The organism is Vibrio sp. 1CM2L, assembly GCF_023161695.1.
GTDB lineage: Bacteria > Pseudomonadota > Gammaproteobacteria > Enterobacterales > Vibrionaceae > Vibrio > Vibrio coralliirubri.
In genome coordinates this window covers 812996-825206 of record NZ_JALNTT010000002.1, presented here as the reverse complement: position 1 = coordinate 825206, position 12211 = coordinate 812996, and the positions used below count along the sequence as shown (strand labels likewise).

The following is a 12211-nucleotide window of genomic DNA, read 5'->3' as shown; positions in this document are numbered from 1 at the left end:
CACAGTTATCCTTATGAATACCAGTAGCACTCCAGAACAAAGCACGAACGAAAAAAACAGTTCGAACGAAAATAAGCGCATTGTTGTACTCGATACCGAAACCACCGGTATGAATACAGAAGGTGGTCCTCACTATATGGGGCATCGCATCGTTGAAATTGGTGCAGTTGAGATCATCAATCGTAGATTGACCGGGCGTCATTTCCACGTCTACATCAAGCCCGATCGTGCGATTCAAGAAGAGGCGATTGGCGTTCACGGTATTACCGATGAATTCTTGATTGATAAGCCTGAATACCAAGACATACATAAAGAGTTTCTCGACTTTATCAAAGGTGCTGAGCTGGTGGCTCATAACGCGCCCTTCGATACGGGCTTTATGGACTATGAGTTTGAGAAGCTCAACCCTGCGATAGGTAAAACGGATGACTACTGTAAAGTTACCGATACCTTGGCAATGGCGAAGAAGATATTCCCAGGTAAAAGAAACAACCTAGATATCTTATGTGACCGTTACGGTATCGATAACTCGCACCGTACTCTCCACGGCGCATTGCTCGATGCGGAGATCCTAGCTGACGTCTACTTATTGATGACGGGTGGTCAAACTTCGCTGCAATTTAACGCTGGTCAACAGGAAGGCGAAGCCGAAAGCATACGAAGAGTAGAAAGTGGTCGAAAATCCCTAAAGGTTTTACGAGCTACGGCCGATGAAGTAGAAGCGCATCAAAGTCGTTTAGATCTCGTCGAGAAAAGTGGAAGCTGCCTCTGGCGTCAGTAGGGAGAAAGTATGTTAAGGGTATTGGCTACCGGTTGCTTATTGCTGTTAAGCTTTAGCTTACATGCGGCAACAGAATCCGTAATGAGTTTATTGGACAACCGTTTTCGAGTTGATCCCAGTATTGAACAAGTCACCTTTGTGATTTATCGAGCCGATAACTCTAAACCTGTCGTTTTGGTTCGCCCTGATGGCAAGAAATACTACTCTTGGCGCAATGCTGATAATGTCCGTTGGTACGAAGAATCGTCCATGGACATTATCTCTATCGACAATCCGATGCCTGGCCCTTGGCAAGCGATAGGCAAAGTTTCCCCTAAGAATAATATCAAGCTTCTATCTCATCTTGTTTTGGATGCTAATGAGTTCCCAGATAAGTTGTATCAAACAGAACGCATCAAATTTACCGCTCGACTGACTTCTGATGGCAAGCCGCTGGTGCTGCGTGATTTTCTCGATCGCGTAAAGCTTAAGGTCACCTTTACTAAGTTTGTTGAAAACGAAGAGTCTTTGGTGAGAGAAGCGCGCCCGGTGCCGGTTGTGATGGGCGAGTTTGCCGATGATGGCGTTGATCTTGATGAAAAGGCTGGAGATGGTGTGTTCACGGTCTCTTTGCCAATTGATATCGAGCCCGGTAAATACCGAGCGCGTATTACCTCTGGTAATGGTGTGTTCCTGCGAGCGCAAGAGCAAGAAGTCTTGGTTTACCCAACACCGATCACTAGCACCTTCATTCAATCACGAAAAGAGGGTTTACCTCATACTATTGTGGTGTCTGGTGAGCAGGGGATGATCGCACCGAGCTCGTTAGCGGTTCATGTTGAGCACAAGGCTCCTGATGAATATGTGATGTACAAGCAGGGGCAAGCTGAAGTCGACGCAATGAAAGTCGCTCTTGAGGTGCCTTATAATGGCGATTTGGGGATTTATAATTGGTCAGGGATGGTTTACGCCACTGATGCTTCAAGTCAGCGCCCGCTGATCTTTCCTATTACCGAGCAGTCGTACAGCGTTGTTGAAGATATCGACTTAGCAGAGTCACGACGCCTTCAAGAAGAAGCACTTGCTGAACAGAAGCGTATCGCAACAGAGTTGATGATCCTTCAAAAACGTGAAGATGACAGACAGCGCAGTATGATCATTATTGCGGTGGGTAATGTGGTCGCGATTCTATTGGGCTTATTGATTTGGTTTGTGGCTCGTAAGGTTAAGGCGAAGAAAAAAGCGTTACCTGAGATGCAGCTCAAGGCGCCGAAGTAACTCGCTTAGATGATTAGATTGTCTAGAGAGAATAAGCCGCTAGATAAAGCATTGGAATTTGTGGCAACGAAATCATGAACAAAAAAACGGGACTCATAGGAGTCCCGTTTTTGTTTCTTTTTCTGGTCTTAAGCGACGTTATCAATCGATTGGTCTGGGTATTGAGACTTTGCTGCAAGCTCCTCTGGTGAGAAGTCATCCACGTTAATCGTGTACAGTCTATGTTCCTCAGCGCTAATCAGAAGATTTGCTTCGTCTTGAGTTAAGATACCTTTCTCAAGTCCCAACTGAGCAACAAGATCAAGTCGTAAGAAGGCACGTTTTTGATGCGTCTCTTTGCAGACTTTGTCGAACAGGGGTTCAGCTTGAAGAATCACTTCTAGCGCTTTTTCAATCTTACCTACTGGGTTGTATTCCGTCGCTTCTAGGTATTGGCCGCGACCTATACGAGAGCGTGTTTCGCTTGGTGTTTGTAGAATGTGCGCGACTTTGCTATCCAGTTTGTCGTTTGGTGCACGACGGATACGGCCAAATGGCATTAACACAACACGAAGCAGGCGACCAATCACAGGGTTAGGGAAGTTCGCTAAGAACTCATCAATCGCCACTTCAGTCTGACGTAAGCTATCTTGCATACCCCAATGTACTAACGGTAGATCTTCAGCGTGGCTGCCTTCACTTTCAAAGCGCTTCAACGTTGCTGAACCGAGGTAAAGTTGACTCAGGATATCACCCAATCTTGCTGATAAACGTTCTCTACGCTTCAGTGAACCGCCTAGAACTGCCATTGAAATATCAGACAGTAGCGCTAGGTTTGCACTGTAGCGGTTTAGTTGTTGGTAATAACGCTGTGTCTGTTTATCTGTTTTATTTGAAGGTGTTGGCGCATCAGAACCACGGCCATCGGTTAAACCAAACCACAAGCTGCGGACTAGGTTGCTCATAGTGAAGCTAACGTGTCCTGCTAACGCTGAATCAAACTTATCAAGCGCATCGCTGCTTTCAGAATAAGCGGCTTCCATTTCGTTCAGTACGTAAGGGTGACAACGAATCGCACCTTGACCATAGATGATCATTGAACGAGTCAGGATGTTTGCGCCTTCAACCGTTATCGCGATAGGTGAGCCTTGGTAGCCACGAGCTAGGAAGTTCGATGGGCCTAAGCAAATACCTTTACCGCCGACGATATCCATCGCATCAATGATGCTGCGTTGGCCTCGGTGAGTACAGTGGTACTTAACGATTGCAGAGATAACCGAAGGCTTTTCACCAAGGTCGATACCTGCGACGGTTAGATTACTTGCAGCGTCCATTACATAAGCGTTACCTGCCAGGCGTGCAAGTGGCTCTTCAACCCCTTCCATACGACCAATAGGCTGTTTAAACTGACGGCGGATACGAGCGTAAGCGCCTGTTGCGAGCGCAGCAGACTTAATGCCACCTGTTGAGTTTGAAGGCAGTGTGATACCACGACCAACCGACAGACACTCAACCAGCATGCGCCAGCCTTGACCTGCCATTTTCTGGCCACCAATGATGAAATCGATAGGCACGAAGATATCGTCGCCTTGCGTTGGACCATTCTGGAAAGGTACGTTTAGTGGGAAGTGGCGGTTGCCAATCTCTACGCCTTTTAAATCTGTTGGGATAAGCGCACAGGTGATACCAAGATCTTTTTGGTCACCAAGCAGACCGTCTGGGTCACGAAGTTTAAAAGCCAAGCCTAGAACGGTCGCGACAGGCGCGAGAGTGATGTAACGCTTGTTCCAAGTTAGGCGCATGCCAAGTACTTCTTCGCCTTGCCAGTCGCCTTTACAAACCACACCGTAATCTGGGATTGAACCTGCATCTGAACCGGCTTCTGGGCTAGTCAGAGCAAAACAAGGGATCTCTTTACCTTCCGCTAGGCGAGGCAGGTAGTGGTTTCTTTGTTCTTCTGTACCGTAGTGTTGTAAAAGCTCACCAGGGCCTAATGAGTTAGGTACGCCAACGGTCGATGACAATACACTAGAAACGCCCGTTAGCTTCTGTAGAACCAAAGATTGAGCGTAAGCTGAGAACTCTAAGCCGCCGTATTTTTTCTTGATGATCATGGCGAAGAATTTATGGTCTTTCAGGTATTGCCATACTTCTGGTGGCAAATCAGCAAGCTCATGTGTCACTTGGTAATCATTGACCATTTCACACACGGTATTCACAGGGCCATCTAAAAACGCTTGCTCAGCTTCAGAGAGCTTAGGGTCAGCAATGTTCTGAAGCTTCTTCCATTCAGGTTTACCTTTGAACAGCTCTGCTTCCCACCATACTGTGCCAGCTTCTAGTGCTTCTTTTTCTGTCTGAGACATCGCCGGTAGAACTTTCTTAAATAAAGAGAGTGCTTTTTGGCTGATCAGTGTCTGACGAATGGTCGGTACAGCAAAGATCGCAACGGCTAATAGATAGCAAAGCCATCCAGTGACTGCCACGCCGCCAAACAGTGTTAATGCTACCATTGCGCCGGTTAATACAACTAATGCACGTACCAGACTAACTCTATGGTAAAGACAGACGCCTAAGATGGCGGTCATGCCGAGTAGGGAGAGCAATATGTTCATGATCGATTTCCTTTTCAGAGATCACTTATTGTTATTAAGTTTTAGGTAAGAGGTCTAACCAGTCAAGTGTAAACAAAATATTAAATATTTGTAAAACTCCAAAGTGAGTAAAAAGTGATCTCAATAGAGTTAAAGTTCTAATTGTGAGAGGTTGGTGGCGAATATTTGGACGGATTTACAACGACAAGTTAATTAAGGTGGCAATCTTTGGGCTTAAGTGTCGACACTATTTCATGTTTGTGGGTAAACTCAGCTATAAAGAGGGGAAAACCCTCAGTTCTCATTTCGCGTACTTTAAGTTACGTCAAAAAAATAAGAGATAAGCCTTATGTACCAAGACCTAATCAAAAGTGAATTGAACGAAGCTGCTGACGTTCTGAATAAGTTCCTAAGTGATGACCATAACATCGCTCAAATTGAAGCGGCGGCAAAACTGATTGCTGACTCATTCAAGCAAGAGGGTAAGGTGCTTTCTTGTGGTAACGGTGGTTCACACTGTGACGCAATGCACTTTGCGGAAGAGCTTACTGGCCGATACCGTGAAAACCGTCCAGGTTACGCTGGCATTGCGATTTCAGATCCAAGCCACCTGTCTTGTGTGAGTAATGATTTTGGCTACGACCACGTATTTTCTCGTTATGTAGAAGCGGTAGGTCGTAAAGGTGATGTGTTGTTCGGTCTGTCGACTTCAGGTAACTCTGCCAATATTCTAAAAGCGATTGAAGCTGCTCAAGCTAAAGGCATGAAGACGATTGCATTGACGGGTAAAGATGGCGGTAAAATGGCGGGTTGTGCTGATATCGAAATCCGAGTGCCACACTTTGGTTATGCAGATCGCATCCAAGAGATTCACATTAAGATCATTCATATTGTGATTCAGCTTGTTGAAAAAGAGATGGAATAATAGTTTTACAGACATTTGGAGCCCAGCTTTGTGGCTCCATTGGTTTTAATAGGGAGTAGATTAAACCATGTGTGAATTGCTCGGTATGAGCGCGAATGTGCCAACTGATATTTGTTTTAGCTTTACTGGTCTTATGCAGCGTGGAGGCAATACTGGCCCGCACCGCGATGGCTGGGGTATTACCTTTTATGAAGGAAAGGGTTTTCGTACATTTAAAGATCCTAACCCTAGCTGTGAATCTAAGATCGCTGAGTTGGTTCAAAACTACCCAATTAAAAGCCAAGCCGTTGTCAGTCATATCCGTCAAGCGAACCGTGGTGGTGTTAATCTAGAGAATACACACCCTTTTACTCGTGAGCTTTGGGGGCGATACTGGACCTTCGCTCACAATGGTCAATTAACGGATTACGACGATCTGATTAGTGGTCGTTTCAGACCGGTTGGCGAGACAGACAGTGAGCTCTCGTTCTGTTGGCTACTCAAACAACTTGAAGAGCGTTTCCCTGAGCCACCTCAAGATATGGAAGGTATGTTTCGCTTTGTGGCTGAGTGTTGTGACAAGCTCCGAGAGAAAGGCGTTTTCAACATGTTACTCAGTGATGGTGAGTATGTGATGACCTACTGCACCAACCATTTGTACTGGATAACAAGGCGCGCACCTTTTGGTAAAGCGAGCCTGATTGATGAAGATGTTGAGATTAACTTCCAAGAAGAAACTACGCCTAATGATGTGGTTACAGTGGTGGCAACTCAGCCTCTAACAGACAATGAAGAGTGGTTTAGAATGAAGCCGGGTGAATACGCGCTGTTTCATTTTGGTGAGCTAATTGGCAATAACCATCAAGCGTTGGAAGATGTCGCTTATGCGCCGAAGAAGGTAGCAAGCCAAGCGCCAACTGAGCCATTAAGCTAAGTACTCCGAATAGTATTATTTGAACCGTATAAAAAAAGGCCGCTTACTGAACTAATGAATCAGTAAGCGGCCTTTTTTTGGATTTGATTTAGTTTCTGAAGAATTACTCTTCTGCGTAACCGTGTTTACCTAATGCCTTACCGTCTAAGACAGCTTGCCCATTTAGCATTGATAAACGATCTTCGGCGAACCATTTACAGACCATAGGGTAAATGCAGTGTTCTTGAGTAAGCACTCGGCTTGCCAACATATCAGCATCATCATCTTCAAATACCGGAACCTTAGCTTGTAAGATCACAGGGCCACCATCAAGCTCTTCGGTAACAAAGTGGACACTAGTTCCGTGCTCTTTATCTTGTGCATCAATAGCACGCTGGTGGGTGTGTAGGCCTGGGTACTTAGGTAACAGGGAAGGGTGGATGTTGACCATTTTTCCCGAATAGTGACGAACAAACTCTGAACTCAGGATACGCATGTATCCTGCAAGTACGATCAAATCGGGTTGGTATGCATCAATCTGAATCATCAATTCATGATCGAACTCTTCACGAGAACCAAAGTCTTTTGGATTCACTGAATGTGCGTCAACACCTGCGGTTTTCGCTCGTTCTAATCCAAAAGCCTCTGCTTTGTTTGAAAAGACAGCCTTAACTGAAGCATCAATCATATTGTTATCACAAGCATCCAAAATTGCCTGTAAGTTACTTCCGCTTCCTGAAACTAACACAACGATGTTTTTCTTAGAGTGACTGGTTTTATTTGAGTGATTGTTTTTCATAGAGTGGGTCATACGATTGATTAACGGAACTGTTTACAATGTACCTACATAAACTAAGGTTTTCTGCGGGCTAAATAGCAAAATGAGGACCATTAGGTCCTCATTGATTATCTAAGTAAGTGAGCGTATCACTTATTTGATTTCAACTTGCTCTTCGCCAGCTTCAGCGTTTGCGATCTCACCGATAACCCAAGCGTTTTCGCCTTCAGCTTTCAGTAGTTCAACAGCAGCGTCTGCTTGATCTTTAGGTAGAGCAACGACTAGGCCTACACCACAGTTGAAAGTGCGGTACATTTCAAATGTCTCCACGTTACCTTTCTCTTGTAGCCAGTTGAAGATAGCAGGCCATTCCCAGCTCTTGCCATCAATGACTGCTTTAGTACCTTCAGGAAGTACGCGTGGGATGTTTTCCCAGAAACCACCACCTGTGATGTGCGAGATAGCATGAATGTCATGCTCTGCAATCATCTTAAGTGCCGATTTGATGTAAATCTTAGTAGGTTCTAGTAGGTGCTCACCGATAGTGCGACCTTCTAGTTCTTCACTCTTATCAGCACCAGAAACTTCTAGGACTTTACGAATTAAAGAGTAACCGTTTGAGTGTGGACCACTTGAGCCAACAGCGATAAGTGCGTCGCCTGCTGCTACTTTAGTGCCGTCAATGATGTCAGCTTTTTCTACAACACCAACACAGAAGCCAGCTACATCGTAGTCGTCGCCTTCGTACATGCCTGGCATTTCAGCAGTTTCACCACCGATTAGTGCACAGCCAGCTTGAACACAGCCTTCAGCAATACCAGAAACAACGTCTGCTGCTGTATCTACATCTAGCTTACCTGTTGCGTAGTAGTCTAGGAAGAATAGCGGCTCACCACCTTGAACGATTAAGTCGTTCACACACATTGCCACTAGGTCGATACCAATGGTGTCGTGTTTTTTCAGATCCAAAGCAAGGCGAAGTTTAGTACCAACACCATCAGTACCTGAAACAAGTACCGGCTCTTTGTATTTCGTTGGAAGTTCACATAGGGCGCCAAAGCCACCAATACCGCCCATTACTTCAGGGCGACGAGTGCGTTTAACAGCACCTTTGATACGGTCTACTAGTGCATTACCTGCGTCGATATCAACACCAGCGTCTTTGTAGCTTAGAGAAGAAGTATTACCACTCACGGGATAGTCCTCGAACTTAAGTTGGATGTGAAAACGGCGCTATTCTAACAGGGCTTGATTACCAAGAGCAAACGTTTGCGCGGTTTTTTTTATTAGAATAAAGATTCTGAAATAACCTTAGAGTTCGTGTATAATCTACAGGTTTGTTTAAATATTGCCGGAGTTGGAAATGAAAGTTGTTGAAGTGAAACACCCGCTAGTAAAACATAAAATTGGCCTGATGCGTGAAGGTGAGATTAGCACTAAGCGTTTTCGTGAGCTAGCGACAGAAGTGGGTAGCCTTCTAACATACGAAGCGACATCAGACTTTGAAACTGAGCGTGTGACGATTAACGGTTGGAACGGCCCAGTAGAAGTTGACCAAATTAAAGGTAAAAAAGTAACGGTAGTGCCAATCCTACGTGCTGGTCTAGGCATGATGGACGGCGTTCTTGAGCACATTCCAAGTGCACGTATCAGCGTTGTTGGTATCTACCGTGACGAAGAAACACTTGAGCCAGTACCATACTTCAACAAGCTTGCATCTAACATCGATGAGCGTATTGCTCTAGTGGTAGACCCAATGCTTGCGACAGGTGGTTCTATGATCGCGACTATCGACCTGATGAAAGAGAAAGGTTGTAAGCACTTTAAGATTCTTGTGCTTGTTGCTGCTCCTGAAGGTATCGCTGCTCTAGAAAAAGCGCACCCAGATGTTGAGCTTTACACGGCTGCAATCGATGAGAAGCTAAACGACAAGGGCTACATTGTTCCTGGTCTTGGCGATGCTGGCGACAAGATCTTCGGTACTAAGTAATTCGGTTTCAGCTTAAGTGACCCTAAACAGTTCCTTAACTCTCTGAATTAACCGTATTAATAAAAAGGGAGAGCATTCGATGCTCTCCCTTTTTTGATCTTGTTAGGTTGTGATTCTTTTGAATCTAGCCTTACCGGTTCATTAATCGATTTGAGCTTTATCTACCACAGTGTTGTCACCTAGCTCATCTGGAAGCACTAGGTTAAGTAAAATCGCTACGATGCCACATAGGCTTACGCCCTGTAGGCTAAAGTCACCGATACCAAAGGCCATGCCGCCAATACCAAAGACTAAAGTAATGCCGACAATCACAAGGTTGCGTGATTTGTGTAGGTCAACTTTGTTTTGAATTAGAGTATTCAAACCTACGGTTGCGATAGAGCCAAACAGTAGAATCATGATGCCGCCCATTACAGGAACCGGAATCGTTTGAAGTAGTGCACCTAGCTTACCGACCAATGCAAGAACGATGGCTGTTACAGCAGCCCAAGTCATGATCACTGGGTTGAATGCTTTGGTCAGCATTACCGCGCCTGTTACTTCACTGTAGGTAGTGTTTGGTGGCGCGCCCAACATAGAAGCAGCAATTGTTGCTACACCGTCGCCAGTGATTGTGCGGTGTAGGCCTGGTTTTTTAAGGTAGTCTTTACCGGTCACGTTAGAGATAGCAAGCATGTCACCTACGTGTTCAACAGCAGGTGCAATCGCAACAAATACCATAAAGAAGATCGCGTTGATGTTGAACTCTGGAGCCGTGAAGTTTGGCAGTGCTAACCAAGATGCTTGAGCTACTGGTGTGAAGTCGACTGCGCCATAAACCAAGCTAGTGATGTAACCCGCGACAATACCACCGAAGATTGGTAGTAGCTTAAGGAAGCCTTTAGAGAACACACTGATGACAATGGTCACTAACAGTGAAATCGAAGAGATCCACAGTGCTGCATCTGCATCAACAAGCTGAACTGCGCCATCGCCTGTCTTACCTAGTGCCATGTTTACTGCGACAGGCGCAAGGCCTAAACCGATAACCATGATCACAGGGCCAACTACGACAGGTGGAAGCAGTTTATGGATGAAGCCAACACCACGAACTTTAATTAACGCGCCCATTAGTACATACACAACACCGGCCGCCATAAGGCCACCCATGGTTGCACCTACACCCCAAGTTTGAATACCAAACATGATAGGCGCGATGAATGCGAAAGAAGACGCTAAGAAGATTGGCACTGAACGGCGTGTAATAAGTTGGAATAAAAGGGTACCGATACCTGCGCCAAAGAGTGCAACGTTAGGATCAAGTCCTGTTAGTAGCGGCACGAGTACAAGCGCACCAAAAGCTACGAACAGCATTTGCGCACCTTGCAAAGCATTTTTCATGATATGTCCTTAAAAATGGTCGTTATATGAAAAGTGAAAAATAAAATTCGCGGGATTCTATCACTTAGCAATCGATTGCTACACCAGATAGATCAAATTTATTTATCTTAGTGATGTTTTATATCCATCTAAACCCTAGAAATTCAGTTTATAAGTGAGCGATTTATCATGGCCAGGTGATATTTTGTGGTTATTAAACACAGTGGGCGCTAACGACCTTGCCCCTCAATCCATAGTTGCTTATCATCTAGGCACAAGATTTGAATATTAGGATCAGTATGCGCTACATAGCATTGTTGTTGATGGGACTATTAACCTCTCCGAGTTATGCCTTAACTCAAGTAGATATTTTTAGTGCTGAAGTTGCGATTAACGCTGAAGACAAACAGCCAGAACAAGTGGCAAGAAATACAGGTATGGAGCAGGTATTGATACGTGCGACTGGCCAAACTGATGTCGCTTCGAATGAGACGATTCAAAAGGCGATGCGCAAGAGTTCGCAGTACATGTCTCAAATGAGTTTTGGCGAAAGCAATGACCAATCAACATTGCGTATGCGTTTTAACGGTGCTCAAATCCGTTCTCTACTGACTCAAGCACAGTTACCTTACTGGCCTGATACGCGTTCAAACATCCTTGTTTGGCTGGTGGAAGAGGACAACTACGACAAGAACATCGTATGGGAACACTCTAACTCACAGTTGGCCGCTGGCTTACAAGCGAACGCAAAAGAGCGTGGCTTGCCTCTAACGCTGCCTGTGGGTGACTTTGACGATATTACAGGTATTGCGACTTCTGATTTGTGGGGCAGCTTTGTTACGCCAATCAGTAAAGCGAGTCAGCGTTACCCTGTTGATGCTGTGCTGGTGATAAAGGCTCAATCTTCAGGCCTACGTTGGGCTCTATACGATCAAAAGCCAAGTCAATTGACGAGCGCACCAACATCGCCTGTAAGTGGTTCTTTATCAGGTAACAGCGCAACGACTTCTAAGAAGTTAGTCGACCAAATCAGTAACTACTACGCAGGCAAAAGTGCTGTGACGGTAGCGAGTGAGTCATCAGAATCGATTTTAACGCAGTTTATTAGCCTGAATAATGCTCAAGACTTCTTCCAGTTGGAAAACGCACTTAAGCGTCTAAACTCGGTTGCAAGCCTAGATATTCTGAAGATTCAGAACAACGAAGTCACTTTCCGAATTCACTTATTGTCGACTCAACAAGAGTTTGAGCAAGAAGTAGCAAGTATTCGCCAAGTTGCGAAGGTTGAAGAATCTTACATTGAGCCTGAAGTGAGTCCTGAATTTGAAACTCAAGACAACACAATGTCTGTCGGTGATGATTCAACAGACGCTGCTGAAGTCGTTGGTGACGAAACTGACTCAGGCGTACAAGTGATTAAGGGCAACGAGGTATCTGAGGATGCTGAGCTAACGCCTGACGCAACGTTAGAGGATTCTAGTACAGAAGATCTAACCATCACTGCGCCAGTACATGCTAAGCCAAGCTTGGTCTACGAGTGGGTTCGCTCATAATTGTCAGCTGACATGACTGATTGAAATGAAAACATGAAAAAAGCCCTGCAAGAGCAATCTCGCAGGGCTTTTTGTTTATAAGCGGTCAGTTTAAAAGCATGGG

Annotated in this window: 10 protein-coding genes; 6 read left to right on the top strand and 4 right to left on the bottom strand. The window is 45.2% G+C overall.

Features of this window, described 5'->3' with window-relative positions; all coding sequences use genetic code 11:
• The first annotated feature begins 13 nt into the window (after positions 1 to 13).
• Both dnaQ and MSG34_RS08760 read left to right on the top strand, forming a co-directional pair.
• Positions 14 to 781, top strand: a complete 768-nt coding sequence (dnaQ, locus tag MSG34_RS08765; protein WP_017060722.1) for a DNA polymerase III subunit epsilon — start codon at positions 14 to 16, stop codon at positions 779 to 781.
• Positions 782 to 790: 9 nt separating this feature from the next.
• Entirely contained in the window at positions 791 to 2038 is a 1248-nt protein-coding gene (locus MSG34_RS08760) for a TIGR03503 family protein (protein WP_248337051.1), read from the top strand.
• 128 nt (positions 2039 to 2166) lie between these two features.
• On the opposite strand, the gene fadE is transcribed toward MSG34_RS08760, so the two are convergent.
• Complete coding sequence (gene fadE, locus MSG34_RS08755; protein WP_050647915.1) at positions 2167 to 4632, bottom strand: acyl-CoA dehydrogenase FadE; 2466 nt, start codon at positions 4630 to 4632, stop codon at positions 2167 to 2169.
• A 328-nt stretch (positions 4633 to 4960) separates the two neighbouring features.
• Between fadE and lpcA the strand changes: the two genes are divergently transcribed.
• Together lpcA and MSG34_RS08745 are read left to right on the top strand one after the other, a co-directional pair.
• Positions 4961 to 5536, top strand: a complete 576-nt coding sequence (gene lpcA, locus MSG34_RS08750; RefSeq protein WP_017063379.1) for a D-sedoheptulose 7-phosphate isomerase — start codon at positions 4961 to 4963, stop codon at positions 5534 to 5536.
• 67 nt (positions 5537 to 5603) lie between these two features.
• Positions 5604 to 6449, top strand: coding sequence for a class II glutamine amidotransferase (locus MSG34_RS08745; RefSeq protein WP_050649617.1), 846 nt, complete (start codon positions 5604 to 5606; stop codon positions 6447 to 6449).
• Positions 6450 to 6552: 103 nt separating this feature from the next.
• Here MSG34_RS08745 and purN read toward each other — a convergent pair whose 3' ends face one another.
• The gene (gene purN / locus MSG34_RS08740) at positions 6553 to 7227 is read right to left on the bottom strand and encodes a phosphoribosylglycinamide formyltransferase (protein ID WP_248337049.1); all 675 of its coding nucleotides are present in this window, start codon (positions 7225 to 7227) and stop codon (positions 6553 to 6555) included.
• 132 nt (positions 7228 to 7359) lie between these two features.
• Complete coding sequence (gene purM, locus MSG34_RS08735; protein WP_008222945.1) at positions 7360 to 8400, bottom strand: phosphoribosylformylglycinamidine cyclo-ligase; 1041 nt, start codon at positions 8398 to 8400, stop codon at positions 7360 to 7362.
• A gap of 169 nt (positions 8401 to 8569) precedes the next feature.
• Here purM and upp point away from each other — a divergent pair, with 169 nt between their 5' ends.
• A complete protein-coding gene (gene upp / locus MSG34_RS08730) occupies positions 8570 to 9196 on the top strand; it encodes a uracil phosphoribosyltransferase (RefSeq protein ID WP_017060716.1) in 627 nt (208 codons plus the stop codon).
• A 141-nt stretch (positions 9197 to 9337) separates the two neighbouring features.
• Here the strand turns inward: upp and MSG34_RS08725 are convergent, their stop codons facing one another.
• A complete protein-coding gene (locus MSG34_RS08725; RefSeq protein WP_050619933.1) occupies positions 9338 to 10576 on the bottom strand; it encodes a uracil-xanthine permease family protein in 1239 nt (412 codons plus the stop codon).
• Between the two features lie 278 nt (positions 10577 to 10854).
• On the opposite strand from MSG34_RS08725, the gene MSG34_RS08720 reads away from it, so the two are divergent.
• Entirely contained in the window at positions 10855 to 12108 is a 1254-nt protein-coding gene (locus tag MSG34_RS08720) for a DUF2066 domain-containing protein (RefSeq protein WP_248337047.1), read from the top strand.
• Positions 12109 to 12211: the final 103 nt, after the last annotated feature.